The 16,096-nt window shown below is 69.3% G+C and carries 11 protein-coding genes; 8 read left to right on the top strand and 3 right to left on the bottom strand.

What is annotated here, in order from left to right; all coding sequences use genetic code 11:
* Positions 1-5: 5 nt before the first annotated feature.
* Together KOL93_RS11150 and KOL93_RS11145 are read right to left on the bottom strand one after the other, a co-directional pair.
* Positions 6-917 (bottom strand): glycosyltransferase family 2 protein, encoded by a 912-nt coding sequence (locus KOL93_RS11150; RefSeq protein ID WP_221585429.1) that lies wholly within the window; start codon positions 915-917, stop codon positions 6-8.
* Positions 918-921: 4 nt separating this feature from the next.
* Positions 922-2,223 (bottom strand): UDP-glucose dehydrogenase family protein, encoded by a 1,302-nt coding sequence (locus tag KOL93_RS11145; RefSeq protein WP_221585428.1) that lies wholly within the window; start codon positions 2,221-2,223, stop codon positions 922-924.
* A gap of 178 nt (positions 2,224-2,401) precedes the next feature.
* On the opposite strand from KOL93_RS11145, the gene KOL93_RS11140 reads away from it, so the two are divergent.
* A complete protein-coding gene (locus tag KOL93_RS11140; protein WP_221585427.1) occupies positions 2,402-4,135 on the top strand; it encodes a glycosyltransferase family 2 protein in 1,734 nt (577 codons plus the stop codon).
* On the opposite strand, the gene KOL93_RS11135 is transcribed toward KOL93_RS11140, so the two are convergent.
* On the bottom strand, positions 4,125-5,219 hold the full coding sequence (locus tag KOL93_RS11135; RefSeq protein WP_221585426.1) for a glycosyltransferase: 1,095 nt from the start codon (positions 5,217-5,219) through the stop codon (positions 4,125-4,127). The two genes, KOL93_RS11140 and KOL93_RS11135, sit on opposite strands and share 11 nt — an antisense overlap.
* Before the next feature lie 79 nt (positions 5,220-5,298).
* Between KOL93_RS11135 and KOL93_RS11130 the strand changes: the two genes are divergently transcribed.
* The 7 genes from KOL93_RS11130 (at position 5,299) to KOL93_RS11100 (ending at position 16,096) form a co-directional block, all read left to right on the top strand.
* A complete protein-coding gene (locus KOL93_RS11130; RefSeq protein ID WP_221585425.1) occupies positions 5,299-7,590 on the top strand; it encodes a hypothetical protein in 2,292 nt (763 codons plus the stop codon).
* 284 nt (positions 7,591-7,874) lie between these two features.
* Positions 7,875-9,155: a polysaccharide pyruvyl transferase family protein gene (locus KOL93_RS11125; RefSeq protein ID WP_221585424.1), complete on the top strand. Its 1,281-nt coding sequence runs from the start codon at positions 7,875-7,877 to the stop codon at positions 9,153-9,155.
* The gene (locus tag KOL93_RS11120) at positions 9,152-11,173 is read left to right on the top strand and encodes a DUF6541 family protein (protein WP_221585423.1); all 2,022 of its coding nucleotides are present in this window, start codon (positions 9,152-9,154) and stop codon (positions 11,171-11,173) included. The genes KOL93_RS11125 and KOL93_RS11120 overlap by 4 nt, the downstream gene beginning before the upstream one ends.
* Positions 11,174-11,237: 64 nt before the next feature.
* Complete coding sequence (glf, locus tag KOL93_RS11115) at positions 11,238-12,380, top strand: UDP-galactopyranose mutase (protein ID WP_221585422.1); 1,143 nt, start codon at positions 11,238-11,240, stop codon at positions 12,378-12,380.
* A gap of 11 nt (positions 12,381-12,391) precedes the next feature.
* Positions 12,392-14,539, top strand: a complete 2,148-nt coding sequence (locus KOL93_RS11110) for a hypothetical protein (RefSeq protein WP_221585421.1) — start codon at positions 12,392-12,394, stop codon at positions 14,537-14,539.
* Between the two features lie 22 nt (positions 14,540-14,561).
* Entirely contained in the window at positions 14,562-15,353 is a 792-nt protein-coding gene (locus KOL93_RS11105) for an ABC transporter permease (protein WP_221585420.1), read from the top strand.
* A complete protein-coding gene (locus tag KOL93_RS11100) occupies positions 15,353-16,096 on the top strand; it encodes an ABC transporter ATP-binding protein (protein ID WP_221585419.1) in 744 nt (247 codons plus the stop codon). Before KOL93_RS11105 ends, KOL93_RS11100 begins: the two co-directional genes overlap by 1 nt.

The following is a 16,096-nucleotide window of genomic DNA, read 5'->3' as shown; positions in this document are numbered from 1 at the left end:
GCCGCCTAGCGGCCGAGCTTGCGCCGGAGCGTGCGCAGAGCGCGCTCGGGGAGGCTGTAGCGCTCGATCTCGCCGCGCAGGCGGTCCTCCATCTCGACCAGACGCTGGTCGATGAACTTCGTGAGGTAGAGCGGCAGGCCCGGCCCGTACTCGGACACGTACTGGCGAAACGCCTCGTCGCGGATCTGCGCATCGACCTGACGGTGCTCGCGATCGCTCGCGATCACGCTGTTGCCCGTGGATCCGTTCTGCCCCGGCCGCTGGTGCCAGTACGCGTAGGCGACATCGGGATCCAGGTACTCAAGGCCGCCGCGCGCGAGCACCTTGAGGGTGAAGTTCCAGTCGCCGACCACGGGAAGGCGCTCGTCGTAGAGACCGAGCTCGTCGTGCAGAGCGCGGCGATAGACGAAGCCGATCGGGACGAACCGGTTGAAGAGCATCGTGTCGGTGAGGGCAGGCGCCGTGAGGTCCTGCTGGAAGGTCTCGCGACCGTATGAGACGTAGTCGCCGTGCTCGTCGAGGTGCTCCCAGACGATCTCGATCCTCGAGACGACGCCGCCGCGATCCTCGTTCTTCTCTCGGTCGAGGTAGCGCGTCGCGAGCTCGAGGAAGTCGGGGTGCCACGAGTCGTCGTCGTCGTGGAGGACGAGCAGGGGAGCGGTCGAGGCGATGATGCCCGCGTTGGCGCTCGCCCACCGGCCGTGGGACTCGGCACGGTGCAGCACGCGCACCTTGTCGCGGTGCTCCTCGGGGACGCGGGCGACCATCTCGTCGACGCCTGCGGGATCGCCGCCGTCGTTGACGATGACGCACTCCCACTCCTGCATCGTCTGACCGGCGATGCTGCGCAGCGCGCGGTCGAGGAAGCGGGGGCGGTCCTTGGTGCGGACGACGACGGCGACCCGAGGATCGTTCATGGGCTCAGCGACCCATTCCCGTGTAGGTCCAGCCGGCCGCGCGCCAGTCGGCGGGGTCGAGGATGTTGCGTCCGTCGAAGATCACGGGGCGCGCGACCTTGGCCGCCGTCTCGGCGGCGTCGAGCTGCCGGAACTGCTTCCACTCGGTGAGGATGGCGACGGCCTCCGCGCCTTCGAGTGCGGCGTCGAGCGACTCGGCGTAGGCGAGCTGCGGATGGGCGCGCTGCGCCGTCTTCATCGCCTCGGGGTCATACGAGACGACGTCGGCGCCGAGGCCCTTGAGGCGCACCGCGACGTCGAGCGCGGGCGAGTCGCGGATGTCATCGCTGTCGGGCTTGAACGCGAGGCCGAGGACGGCGACGCGACGACCGAACGGCTGGCCGTCGAACGAGTCGACGACGAGGTCGACGATGCGCTGGCGCCGGCGCAGGTTGATCTCGTCGACCTCCTTGAGGAAGGCGACGGACTCGCCCTTGCCGAGCTCCTCGGCGCGGGCGGCGAACGCGCGGATGTCCTTCGGGAGGCACCCGCCGCCGAAGCCGACACCGGCGTTGAGGAACTTGCGGCCGATGCGCACGTCGTGGCCGATCGCATCGGCGAGCTGCGTGACGTCGGCGCCGGTGACCTCGGCGATCTCGGCCATCGCGTTGATGAAGGAGATCTTCGTGGCGAGGAAGGCGTTCGCCGACACCTTCACGAGCTCGGCCGTTGCGTAGCCGGTGATGAGGCGCGGGGTCTCGCGCTCGAGGATCGAGGCGTAGACGGAATCGAGGATCGCCACGTCTTCATCGCGTGTGTCGTCGGCGACGCCGTACACGAGGCGGTCGGGGTCGACCGTGTCCTTCACGGCGAAGCCCTCGCGCAGGAACTCAGGGTTCCAGGCGAGGTGCGCTCCCGTGGGCTTCACGATCTCGGCGAGGCGCTCGGCCGTGCCGACGGGAACCGTCGACTTGCCGGCGATGAGGACGCCCGGCCGCAGGTGCGGCAGCAGCGAGGTGATGGCGGCGTCGACGTACGTGAGATCGGCGCCCTGAGCATCCTTGCGCTGCGGCGTGCCGACGCCGACGAAGTGCACGTCGGCGTCTGCGGCGTCGGCGTAGTCGGTCGAGAAGCTGAGATTGCCCGACGCGAGCCCTGCCTTCAGGATCTCGTCCAGCCCGGGCTCGTAGAAGGGCGTCTCGCCCGCAGAGAGCATCGCGATCCTCGCCTCGTCGACGTCGAGGCCGACGACCCGGTGCCCGAGCGATGCCATCGAGGCAGCGTGCACAGCACCGAGGTACCCGCATCCGATCACGCTCAACTGCATGTGGAGATCTCCTTCTTCTGAGCGGTCCTGAAGCCCGTGAGGGCGCTCCTGCCATCCTGCCACGGTGCACCCGCGGCAACGCTCAATCCGCGCCCGCATAAGGAACGACTCACGATCCGCTCAGCTCGACGTCTCGGCGCACGGATCCGACATGCGCGTCGCATATCCTGGTGCGGCTATGTCACCTTCCGCGGATGCTCCGATCGACGACCGTTCGACACCCCTCCTGTCGGTGGTGATTCCGACGCACGATGTCCGCCCGTGGCTCCGCCAGACCCTCGACTCGGTCCTGCGTCAGGTCGAGGACATGGAGGTCATCGTCGTCGATGACCGCTCCTCCGACGGCACCGTCGAGCTCGCGCGAGAATACGCGGCGCGGGACGAGCGGATCGCGGTCGTCCCGTCCGACGTACCGGGCGGCGGGTCCGCGCGCAACACGGGCGCGGATCGCGCACGGGGCCGCTACCTCGTCTTCGCCGACGGCGACGATCTCATCCCCGACGGCGCCTACGCCGCTCTCGTCGCCAGCCTCGAGCGATCCGGATCCGATATGGCGATCGGCGACTACCTCAAGTTCCGGGCCGCCGATACATGGCGGCCCACGGCGGCCATGCCCGCCTTCGACCACCCGGGCGAGCGCGTGTCGATCCTCGACGAGCCGTCGCTGCTGTACAGCCGGCCCTGCTGGAACCGCATGTGGCGACGCGCGTTCTGGGAGGAGAAGGCGATCTGCTTCCCCGATGTGCCGCGCTCGAACGACATCGCGCCCATGGTGACGGCGTTCCTCGCGGCCGACAGCATCGACATCATCCCGGATGTCGTCTACCTCTATCGCGAGCGCCCCGGCGCGGGCTCCATGACTGCGCGAGCCGGCGCAGCGACGTCGCTCCTCAGCTACCTCGGGCAGGAGACGATCTGCGCCGATCTGGTCGCCGAGCGCGGCGACGCGGAGCTCTCGCGCGTGTACGCGAACCTCATCTGGGATCGCGACGCGTTCATGGCGGTCGTGAAGTTCCTGTCGGGTTGGGAGGAGCCGAGCGCCGACGACGACGCGGTCGCCGAGGCGCTCTCCGGGCTGCTGGCCCGCACGCCAGCGCCGGCACCGACCGTCGCGCCGCTGCGTCAGATGATGCTCGAGCTCGCGGCAGCAGGGGAGCTCTCCGCGGCACGTGTCGTCGCCCTCGTCGCCGAGACCGGCGTCGACGTCGAGGACGCGGAGAAGAGCCGCGCGCTCGTCTCGTCGTGGCGCGACCTGATCGCCACGCTGCCGTCCCGTCCCGACCTCGCGTCCGAGGAGCGCCGGCTCCTCGTGGAGCGCCTCGCACGTCAGCTCACGATGCCGCGTTCGGTCGAGCGGTCAGGCGACTGGCGCGCGCTCGTCGAGGAGGCGCGCGAATCGCTGGGGGAGCGCGTGCTCCTATTCTCCGTCGAGGCGTGGCAGAGCCCGTCGGGCGACGACGACCGCGTCGCGCGTCGTGCCGAAGTCGCCGGCCGCGTGACGTCGGTCGTGGGCGGCCCGCTGCTCATGATCGAGGGCACGGCCGCGTCCGATGCGGCGCCGGCGCTCTTCGACGGCGAGAAGTCTGTTGCGGACGGGGAGCTCCGGCTGATCGAACCGGCGAGCGTGACGTGGACCGAGGAGCAGGGCGGCGTCCGCACGTGGGCGGCGGCCTATCCGACGGCCGCGCTGCCGATGCATCGCCCCCTCACGCCCGTCTTCCGGGTGGGCGACGAGGTGCTCAACGTCGGCGGCGCGCCGAGCCTGCCCCCGTACACGCCCCGTGACGCGTTCCTCTACGACGTCGTCGATCGTGTCGTCGTGGTGCGACGGCGGCGACACTGGCTCCCGCGTGCGGCGCGGCGCGCGGCGATCATGGGCGCGGGGTTCGCGCGACGCCTTCTCAGGCGCTGAGCGCTGCGGGGGAGTCGGCGGTCAGCTCACGGAGCAGCGCGGCGTAGTCCCGAGAGATGTCCCACGGCGAGATCGGGGCGAGGAACCGCTCGAAGTCCGCACCATCGACATCCGAGAACAGCTCGTCCTCGGCGAGCAGCTCCGCAATCGACTCGGCCGGGCGCTCGGTGTCGAAGAACCGGACCCACCTCTCGTCGCCGAACTGCGCGCGCAGGCGCGGATCCCCCGGGAGGATCACGGGCACGTGGAACGTCGCCGCGAGGTGCACGCTGCCGGAGTTGAGGATCGCGCGGTAGGGGAAGACGGCGACGTCGGCGGAGCGGAACCAGCGCGCGATATCGGCATCCGGCACGAACTCGAGGTGGGCGATCGTGCGCAGGGAGCTCGGCAGCGATGCGGAGAACTCATCGCGTGTGATCTCCTTCACGGCGCCTCCGAGCATCAGGACGAGATCATCGCCCCGTGCGTCGGACGCGGCGCTCGCGGCCGAGACGAGCGCGTCGACGCCCTTGTACGGGCGGATCTGACCGAGGAACAGCACCGCGCGGTCGCGTTTCGCGAGTTCGAATGCGTCGCGGGCGTCGTCGCGCGTGAGCGCCGAGTCGTAGACGCCCTCGTAGCTGGGGTGCGGGATCACCCGGATCCGCTGCGGGTTGAGCTGCACGATGTCGGCGAGCGCGTCCGGCGTGTGCGGGGCCATGATGTGGATCGTGTCGGCGGAGTCGGCGACGAGCTGCATCAGACGGATCTCGAGGTCGCGGAACGCGAGCTCGTGCGGGAGGCGGTTGTGCACCGTCCAGACGAGTCGGACACCGCGGGTGCACAGCTGGCGGATGAGCGCGTCCATCTGGTCGAGGCGACGTGACGCGTCGCCCGCCGTCTTGGCCTGCTGCAGGATCGGGGTCGTCCAGTGGAGGTGCACCACGTCGCCCGTCTCGAGTGCGGCGGCCTGTGAGACGAGGTCGTCGTACGTGTGCGCGGCCTGCACACGGAAGCCGTCCGCTCGCGGGGCGAGCTGCAGAAGGTTGAGGAACGGGTTGTCCCGATACGACGGGAAGACGAGCACCTGCGGTCCGGATCGCATCTCTCGATGGTATGTCTCCCGCCTGCGCGTCCGCGCGCGCGGGTGTTGAGCTCACATCACTTCTGTCACACTGAAGACCATGCGTCGCATCAGAATCGCCTACGACTCTGCCCGCAGGGGCCGCACTGCTCTGAGCATCGCGGTCATCGCGGCGCTGTGCGGCGCGCTCGTCCCGGTGGCCGCGGCAGCCGATACGACGCCGACACCTGCTCCGACGCCGGCTGCGACGGCGGAGCCCTCACCGACCCCGACGGTCGCTCCGACTCCCCGGCCCACGGTCGACGCAACGGTCCCGTCCGCCACGATCGCGCCGACGCCCACTCCGACCAGCCAGCCGTCTGCGGATCCGACGCCGGAGCCCACGGTCACGGCGGGCCCTGCTCCGAAGGAGACCGAGGAGCCGTCGATCCCCACGCCCGAGAACGGCGACTACATCGGCTCGAACACCGAGGATGAGGCCGACCCCGGCGCCTACTCCGCGGCGATGGGCGACGAGATGCGGGCGATGTCGCTCTCAGGGTTCCGCCCCGGCAACATCATCAGCAACGCCAACCTCTACACGTCGGGCACGATGTCTGCGGCGAAGATCCAGAACTTCTTCGATCAGCGCGTGCCGAAGTGCGATTCCGGCTACACATGCCTCAAGGACTTCCGGATGAACACCATCTCGAAGTCGCCCAACAGCTACTGCGGCGGCTCGTACTCGGGTGCGCGGAACGAGTCGGCCGCGCGGATCATCTCGAAGGTCTCGAAGGCGTGCAAGGTCAGCGAGAAGGCGCTCATCGTGATGCTCCAGAAGGAGCAGGGGCTCGTGACGCATACGTGGCCGAGCGACTTCCGTTACGACATCGCGATGGGATACGCCTGCCCCGACGATGCCGCGTGCGACACGACCTACTTCGGGTTCCAGAACCAGATGTACATGGCGGCGTACCAGCTGCAGCGGTATACTAAGGACTCGTACTTCAGCTGGTACCCCGTGGGCAAGACCTCGCCGGTGCGGTACCACCCGAACGCGAGCTGCGGATCCAGCGGCGTCCACATCGAGAACAAGGCGACCGCGGCGCTCTACTACTACACGCCGTATCAGCCGAATCGCGCGGCGCTGAACGCCGGCTACGGCGTCGGCGACTCCTGTTCGGCGTACGGCAACCGGAACTTCTACAACTACTACACCGACTGGTTCGGGCCGACGCGCGGATCCGCGGGCCCTGATTATCCCGTGACGGGTGCGATCGGCACGAAGTGGCGTGCGCTCGGCGGCATCAAGGGCACGCTGGGGCAGCCGACAGCACGTCAGGTGTGCGGTCTCGCGCGCCACGACGGCTGCTACCAGCGCTTCGAGGGCGGGGCGATCCACTGGTCGAGCAAGACCGGTGCCCACTACACGTCGGGCGCGATCAAGTCGCGCTGGAACTCTCTGTCGTCGCAGAACGGACGTCTCGGCTACCCCACGTCGGATCCGCGCTGCGGGCTGGAGCAGGGGGGATGTGCGCAGCGATTCGAGAAGGGGCGCGTGCACTGGACGAGCGGCACCGGGGCACACTCGACGACGAACTCGATCCTTCAGAAGTGGCGGGCATCGGGGTGGCAGGCCGGTGAGCTCGGCTACCCGACGAAGGAACGGTGGTGCAATGCGTCATCGACGGTCTGCACTCAGCAGTTCCAGTACGGCAAGGTCCACTGGCTCAAGGGCCACGGCACCTACATGACGACGCGCACGATCCACGACCGCTGGAATGCCACAGGCAAGGGGAGCGGCTCTCTCCGCCAGCCGACGTCCGATCGTCGGTGCGGGCTGGAGGACGGCGGCTGTGCGCAGCGCTTCCAGGGCGGGCGGATCCACTGGACATCCGGCACGGGTGCGCACTCGACGTCGGGTGTCTTCATGAAGACGTGGCGTGCGCACGGCTGGCAGGCAGGGCACCTCGGATACCCGACGTCGGAGAAGCGCTGCGGCCTCGAGAACGGCGGCTGTGCGCAGCGCTTCCAGGGCGGGCGGATCCATTGGTCCCCGAAGACGGGAGCCCACCCGACGACGGGGTCGTTCATGCAGACGTGGCGTGGACAGGGGTGGCAGGCCGGCAAGCTCGGGTACCCGACCAGCGACAAGCGCTGCGGTCTTGAACGAGGAGGCTGCGCGCAGCGGTTTCAGGGCGGACGGATCCACTCCTCTCCCGCGACGGGAACGCATGCGACATCTGGGGCCATCATGCAGGCGTGGCGTGCACGGGGATGGCAGACCGGGAGGCTCGGGTATCCGACGGGCGACGGCAACTGCTCGTCCTCCGGCAACGCCTGCGTGCAGTGGTTCCAGGGCGGCAGCATCCGCTGGGAGCGCGGCATCGGAACGACCGTCCGCTACTGGTGACCCCGCGCTCTGACACCGCAGACCGGGGGACAGCGCGCGCATGACGTGGGTCGAGGGCGTGCCGGCCCTCGCGATCGCGTGAGGAGTGCGGCGGCTCCTTCCGTCGCTCCGCCTCACACCGGTTCCGGCGAATCGGGGAGTTCTCGCGGGAGCACGGATCCTCCCCGCAGGGTCTCCTCCGCGATGTGTGCTCGACCGAGCGCACTGCTCGGTGCATGCGACAATATGATCCGCCGCGGCGAGCCACGCCGCGCGCCATTCTTCGAGCGGGAGCGCTGCACGACGTGAGCTTCGACGATGACGAGATCCTCGGCGTCCGGGTGCCGCGCTGGCGTCCCGACGAGCCCGGCGCGCCCACGAACTTCGGCGACGAGATCGGTCCGATGCTCGTGCGTGCGCTCCGTGGGGAATCCGTCGCGAGGGGCGCCGGCAGACTCCTCTCTGTGGGAAGCATCCTGCATTTCGCCCGAGCGGGGGACGTCGTGTGGGGGGCCGGGATCAACGGCAAGGTGCGCCAGCGCATCCAGTACCCGCTCGATGTCCGCTCCGTGCGGGGGCCGCTCACGCGGTCGGTTCTGCTCGGCTTCGGGATCCCGGTGCCGGAGACCTATGGGGACCCGGCTCTGCTCTTTCCTCGGCTCTTCCCCGACATCGTCCCGTCGGAGCAGGGCGGAGTCGTCACCGTCCCCAACCTGAACGAGCTCGGCAGGGTCGCCGGCGACGGCGTGGTGAGTCCGCTCGCGGATCCGCGGCAGATCGCGGCGCGCATCGCAGGAGCCGACTTCGTGGTCGCGAGCTCGCTGCACGCGCTGGTGCTCGCGGACGCGTACGGCGTGCCGTCCCGGCCGCTCGTGCCCGAGGCGGAGCACCCCTTCAAATACCTCGACTACTACGCCGGCACCGGCCGCCCCGGCATCGCATTCGCGCGATCCGTCGAGGAGGCGATCGCGCTCGGGCCCGTCGCCGCGCCGGACGTCGATCTCGATCGCCTCGCAGGCGCGTTCCCTGCTGACCTGTGGGCGGCGGAGAAGATCGCCGCGCCCGCGAACGACTCCCGCGACTACGCCGACCTGCGCCGGGCGAGCGAGCGGCAGCGCGCCGCGCTCGTCCTCGGCATCGGACGTGAGGCTTCCGACGCCGCCGCACAGGCGATCCTGCGCGCGCATCACACCGTCGCGAGCCAGGACCGCGCGCTGACAGCCCTGCTGGAGGCGACCTCCGAAGATGCCTCGACCGAAGACGACGCTCTCGTCGCGCGGGCCATCGCGTTTCTGCGCGAGTGCCCGGCTCGCGGCGACATCGACCGACGGGTCGCGCGGGCTCTCCGGCGGTCGACGCACGCGCGACAGCTCGGCGGCGGCGCGGACGCGATCGCGTGCCGGGTCGCGGCGACCGGAAAGCTCAGCCTCGCGCGCCGTCTCGTGAGCGGCGACGCGGATCTCGCAGAGGGACGGGCACACCTCGCTCAGACGGAGGAATCAGTGCCGCCCGCACCGCCGGAAGCCGCCGCCGGCATCGCACGTCGGGCCCTCCGCGGCGTCGGCCGCCGGATCCGTCGCACATGATGTGGCTCGGCGCGCTGCCGGCCCTCGCGGTCGCGGCAGTCGTCGTCCTGGGCCCCGGCCTGATCGCGACGTCTCCGCTGCGGGCCGGCGTCCTCGCCCGCGTCGCTCTCTCGGGACTCGTCGGCGTCTGCGCGTGGGGCGTCGCCGGGGCGCTGTTCGGGTCGCTGGGGCTGCCGTTCCAGGCGTGGCAGGTGCTCGTGCCGACCGCGGCGGCGTGGGCGGTCGCGTGGGGTGTGCGACGGCTCCTCCCGTCGCTCCGCCTCACGCCCTCGCGCGCGAACGGATGGCTGCTCGCGGGCGCATGGATCCTCGGGGCCGTGCTCGTGGCGATCGTCGCGTTCGCGCTGGTGCCCGACCCGGACCGCATCTCGCAGACGTACGACAACGTCTTCCATCTGTCCGCTGTGTCGGCGATCCTCGATGGATTCTCAGGGTCACCGTTCACCCTGCGCTCGCTCATCGAGACCGAGGCGATGGGGATCGCGTACTACCCGGACGGCTGGCACCTGCTCGCCGCGGCGACGGTGCAGCTGTCCGGCGCGAGCGTCGCCGTCGCCTTCGACGCCGCGTGGATCGCGGTCAGCGCACTCATCTGGCTGCCGGGTGTCGCGTGGCTGACGCAGACGATCGTCCCGGCCCGGCTTGCGGCCGTCGCGGCCATCGTCGCGCTGCCGCTCGGCGCGGCGTTCGGAGCCTTCCCCTACGCGCTCCTCGCATGGGGAACGATCTATCCGACGTTCCTCGCACATGCCCTCCTGCCCGCTGCAGTGGCCGTCACGATCCTCGCGATCCGCGGAATGTCCGCGCCGACGCGCGCGCGCCGGGTGCCGGTCGTCCTGGCGGGTGCCGTGGGCATCGCGGTCGCGATCGGCGCCCTGGGCGTCGCGCACCCGCGCGTGCTGCCGACCTGGGTCGTGATCGGCACGCCGTTCGTCATCTGGTTGCTCGCGCGCGTCTTTCGCCGGGGCATCCGCCGTGGCGGGGCCGCGCGGCGCCGGGCGATCGGCTGGCTCGTCGGCGCATCGTCCGCCGTCGCGCTGGCCGGCGCCGCCGCGTTCGCGTATGCCGTCGTCGGGCTCGGACTGCTCGACGAGCCGCTCGCCGATCGCCTGAACGGGCCGCAGGCGGCCGCCGTGCAGACGATCCCCGAGGGAGTCCTCCAGGCGTTCGCGCAGATCGCGATGACCGGCGCGGGCGAGGAGACGGCGGCTCCCGCAGTGCTCGTCGCCCTGGCCGTCCTGGTGGGCATCGTCGTCGCTCTGCGCGTGCCTCGTGCGCGATGGATCGTCGCGAGCTTCCTCCTCCTCGTCCTGCTGTTCGCGCTGGCAGCGGGATCCGACGGCGCGTTCGCGAAGGTCGCGACGGGCGTCTGGTACAAGGATCGGTTCCGCCTCGCAGCGGCGATCCCGGTGCTCGCGATCCCGCTCGCGTCGCTCGGGATCGCGTGGCTCGCGCGTGTGCTCGCACGAGCGCGCCCCGCGCGCAGGGCGCCGGTCGGCATGGCGCTCTCCGTCGTCGTGGCCGTCGCGTCGGCCGCGACCCTGGCGCTTTCCGGCACGAGCGCCGCGATCGGCGCCGTCTTCTTCCAGCCGCACGAGCACGCCGTGGACGCCGTCGTCTCGACGCGGCAGGTGGAGTTCTTCGACACGGTCGTGCGCAACGTCGTCCCGGCGGACCAGCGCGTCCTCGGTGATCCGTGGGATGGCTCCGCCCTCACGCAGTTGTTCGCCGGGCGCGAGCCTGTGTTCCCGCACGTCAACGGACAGTGGGATGAGCATCGGTTCCAGCTGGCATGGAACCTCGAGTGGATCGCGGAGGACCCGGCGATCTGCGCCGCGCTCGACGCGCTGCGCGTGCGGTACATCCTGTACGACCCGCATGCGTTCGGTGGGGGAGACCCGGCGGGAAACCACTTCCCGGCGCCGCACGAGGCGGTCGAGGCCGGGTTGTTCTCGGAGGTCGCGAGCGACGGGGGTACGGCGCTGCTCCGGATCGACCAGTGCGGGCCGCTGCCGTGATCTTCCTGTGACATGCGCTCGCTCCTGTCAGGAATGACTCGCGCGCGATGGAAGAATGACCGATATGGACACCGATCTTCTTGTCGTCGGCTCTGGCTTCTTCGGACTCACGATCGCCGAGCGTGCCGCGAACGCGGGCCGAAAGGTCACCGTGATCGACCGCCGCAATCACATCGGAGGCAACGCCTACAGCGAGGCCGACCCCGAGACCGGAATCGAGGTGCACCGCTACGGCGCGCACCTCTTCCACACGTCGAACGAGACGGTGTGGGAGTACGTCAACCGCTTCACGACGTTCACGAACTACGTGCACCGCGTCTACACGAATCACAAGAGCGTCGTGTACCCGATGCCCGTCACGCTCGGCACGATCAATCAGTTCTTCCAGGCGGCGTACTCTCCCGACGAGGCGCGCGCCCTCGTGAAGGAGCAGGCGGGTGAGTTCGACGTCAAGTCGGCGCAGAACTTCGAGGAGAAGGGCATCGCTCTCGTCGGCCGCCCGCTGTTCGAAGCGTTCTTCCGCGACTACACGGCCAAGCAATGGCAGACGGATCCCAAGGATCTCTCGGGCGACATCGTCAGCCGCCTGCCCGTGCGCTACAACTACGACAACCGCTACTTCAACGACACGTACGAGGGACTCCCGACCGACGGGTACACGGCGTGGCTCGAGCGCATGGCCGACCACCCGAACATCACGGTCCAGCTCGACGTCGACTTCTTCGACACGTCGCAGCCGTTCCACAAGCAGGCCGTCGTCGGCCAGATCCCCGTGGTGTATACCGGTCCCGTCGACCGCTACTTCGACTTCGCCGAGGGCGAGCTCAGCTGGCGCACGCTCGACTTCGAAGAAGAGGTGCTGCACGTCGGCGACTTCCAGGGCACGCCCGTCATGAACTATCCCGACGCCGACGTCCCGTTCACGCGCATCCACGAGTTCAAGCACTTCCACCCGGAGCGCGCCGACCGGTATCCGTCCGACAAGACGGTGATCATGCGCGAGTTCTCGCGCTTCGCGTCGCGCGACGACGAGCCGTACTACCCCGTCAACACCTCCGCCGATCGCGCGGGCCTCCTCGCGTACCGTGATCTGGCGAAGGGCGAGAAGGGCGTCCACTTCGGCGGCCGTCTCGGCACGTACCAGTACCTCGACATGCACATGGCCATCGGGTCGGCACTGTCGATGTGGAACAATCAGCTGGCCTGAGGGCGAAACCGATGAGCGAGAGCGCCGAGAGCACGGGGACGGACGGAGCGTCGCTGCCCGAGGTCGTCGTCCTTTCGGCCCCCCGCAACGGCACGAACTACTTCTGCGAGTGTCTCGACGGGCTGCCGGAGGTCGTGGGGCTGTACGAGATCTTCAACCCCGGTGGCGTGTACGGCACGGGACGCGAGAACCTGCTGCCGGCTCTCGTCCAGGCGGCGGACGTGCGAGCCGGGTCCGAGACGGATCCCGAGCTCATCCGGTTCTTTCGCGAGCAGCGGGAGGAGGCACTCTCCGCTCTGGCCGAGGCTGTGCGGCACACGGGCCGCGGGGTCCTCGCCTACAAGGTCTTCCCGTCGCAGGTCGAACATGACGCGCTGATCGGGCTCCTGTCCGCCCCCCACCGCCGCGCGATGTTCCTCGTGCGCGATCGGCTGTCGGTGTACGTGTCGTATCGAAAGGCGCTTCTCGCGGAAAGCTGGAAGCACACCGACACGAGCGGGATCCGGCCCGAGATCGATGCCGACGACTTCCTCGCGTGGTCGCGTGAGAACGACGTCTGGTTCGAGCGCATCGCCGACGCGCTCGACGGCATCGGCAAGGGGTATCGCGTGCTGTCCTACGCGCGAGATGTCGACCGGCCGAAGGGCGAGCTCCTGCGCGACGTCCGAGCGACCCTCGCGGCTGAGGGATTGCGCGTCACACTTCCGACCACCGAGCCCCGGCAGCGGTTCCAACGGCAGGACGTCCGGGTGGGGCCCTTCGACAAGATCGCGAACGGCGATGCCGTGCGAGCGGAGCTCACGGCGCGAGGAGAGCTCGAGTACGCGCTCGGCGAACCACTGGCTGATCGGGACGGGACGCGCGGCCTCACCTCCGCTACGCCGCCGACGGCCGATGAGATCGGCGAGAATCCGCTCCTTCTGCCGGAGCGCGCGCGGCTGCTCCATATCGGGCTGCCCAAGACGGGCACGACCGCGCTTCAGCGCACGGCTGTGCGCTTGCGCGGGCCGCTCCTGCGGGCGGGGGTGGTGTACCCGCGCACGCTTACGAAGCGCCACGATCACCTGATCCCCGCCGCTGCGCTCATGGAGCGCAAACTCGCCGAGACGAACGGCGTCCCCGGTCGCGAGCACTGGGACGATCTGATGTCGACGATCGACGCAGACGATGAGCGCCGCATCTGGATCTCCCACGAGTGGATCTCCGAGAGCGATGAGGCGCAGGTCCGACGCTTCCGCGACGAGTTGGGCGACCGTGTCCATGTCGTCGTCTCCGTGCGTCCCTTCGGCACGATCCTCACGTCGACGTGGCAGGAGTTTCTGAAGTCCACGATGCTGCACGATTTCGAATCGTGGGTCGAATACGTGCTCACGGATCGCGCGGCGCCTGACAGCCATACGAGGTGGCAGGTCGCGCATCTGGCCAAACGGGCCTCGCAGGGCGACATCGTGGAGCGCTGGGCGCGGATCGTCGGCCCCGAGAACGTCACGGTGGTCGTCGTGGACCCCGCACACCGCGATCAGCTGACCGACGCGTTCGAGGACATGCTCGGGCTCGACCGCGGTTTCCTGAAAGCGGAGGACGACGGCAGCGTCGCGAATCGGAGTATGACCGTTGAGGAGGCGAGCGTCATGCTCGCTTTGAATCGCGCCTATGCGGATCCGGCATCGCCGCTCACAAAGCGCCAGGGGCGTCTGCCGATGCGTCTTCCGCACGCGCTGCTCGGCCGCACGCCGGGGCCGGGGGAGCGAAAGCTGACGCTGCCGCGCTGGGCCGCCGAGATCGCCGATGCGCGCAGTGCGGCACAAGCCGATCAGATCGATGCCGCTGGCGTGCGCGTCGTCGGTGATCTCGAGGTCCTCCGCTCGCCGAGCCGTGCGACCGGCGACGCTGCGCACAACAGCGCGCCGGACGTGCCGGTCGACACCGCCGTGCGCGCGAGCATCGGCCTCGTCGAGGACGCCGACATACGCGCGAGGGTCGAGATCGACCGACTCACAGACGAGCGTGATGCCGCGCGTCAGGGCGCCGAGACGCAGCGGTCGGCCGCTGAAGATCGTGGTCCGCTCGTCGACGAGACGTCCGCCGTGGCTCTCCTCGGCTACGCCGCCGGCCGCGCTGCGCGCCGGGTGCGTCGCGCCGTGAGGAAAGACCGCTGATGCGTGGTCGAGACGAGGAACCGTGAGCTCATCCGTCGTCGGCGCACCGGGAACGCTCCGGCGCTACATGCACTCGCTGTGGTTGCTGTCGGCGCGCGACCTGCGCGTGCGATACGCGACGAGCTGGCTCGGGTACCTCTGGAGCGTGCTCGATCCGCTCGTGATGAGCGCGATCTACTGGTTCGTGTTCACGGTCATCTTCGACCGGAGCGTGGGCTCGGATCCCTACATCGTGTTCCTCATCTGCGCGCTGCTTCCGTGGGTGTGGTTCAATTCCGCCGTCAGCGACTTCACGAAGGCATTCAACAAGGACGCGAAGCTCGTGCGGTCGACGTCGATTCCGCGTTCGATCTGGATCGGGCGCATCGTGCTGTCGAAGGGGACCGAGTTCCTCTGCTCGCTGCCCGTGCTCGTCGTCTTCGCGGTGTTCGGGGGCGCGAGCTTCGGGTGGGGGGTCCTCTGGTTCCCCGTCGCGGTGGTCGTCCAGACGATCCTCCTCGTCGGCCTGGGTCTGCTCGTCGCCCCGCTGTGCGTGCTGTTCAGCGACCTCGAGCGCACGACACGTCTGATTCTGCGGGCCCTGTTCTACGCGTCGCCGATCATCTACGGCGTGCACGACGTTCCCGGCGTCTTCCGCGAGCTCGGTATGTTCAACCCGCTCTCCGGCATCTTCACGATGTACCGCGCGGCGTTCTTCCCGGAGCAGTGGGATTCGCTCGCCGTCGGCATGAGCGCGATCATCAGCGTCGTCTTCCTCGGTCTCGGGATCGTCGTCTTCCGTCGGCTCGAGCGTCCCGTGCTGAAGGAGCTGTGATGACCGTCGAAGACGCGCGCAATGCGATCGAGGTCGACGGGCTCGGTGTGCGCTTCCGTCGCAACCGCAAGGGGCGGCGCTCGATCAAGTCGATGTTCGCCGATGCGTCGCGCCGCACGCCGACGGGCGACTTCTGGGCGCTGCGAGACGTGTCGTTCACGGTGAAGCCCGGCGAGTCGATCGGCGTCGTCGGACGCAACGGCCAGGGCAAGTCGACCCTCCTCAAGCTCGTCGCGGGAGTGCTCCTGCCCGACGAGGGATCCGTGCGGGTGAACGGCGGCGTCGCCCCGCTCATCGAGATCACGGGCGGATTCGTCGGCGATCTCACCGTGCGGGAGAACGTGCGGCTCACGGCAGGCCTGCACGGCATGAGCAAGAAGCAGATCGCCGGTCTCTACGACGAGATCATTGAGTTCGCGGAGCTCGAGGAGTCGCAGGACACGGCCTATCGCCATCTCTCGAGCGGCATGAAGGTGCGCCTGGCGTTCTCGGTCGTCTCGCAGCTCGACGAGCCGATCCTGCTCGTCGACGAGGTCCTCGCCGTGGGCGACAAGTCGTTCCGCGAGAAGTGCTACCGACGCATCGACGAGATGCTGGCGGGCGGGCGCACGCTGTTCTTCGTGAGCCACCGCGAGGGCGACCTCAAGCGGTTCTGCGATCGCGGGCTGTACATCCGCAACCACCGACTCGAGATGGATGCTTCCATCAGCGAGGTGCTGGCAAGATACAACGGTGACAACTGA

Source organism: Microbacterium salitolerans (genome assembly GCF_019720895.1).
GTDB lineage: Bacteria > Actinomycetota > Actinomycetes > Actinomycetales > Microbacteriaceae > Microbacterium.
This window is presented reverse-complemented; position numbering and strand designations above follow the sequence as displayed.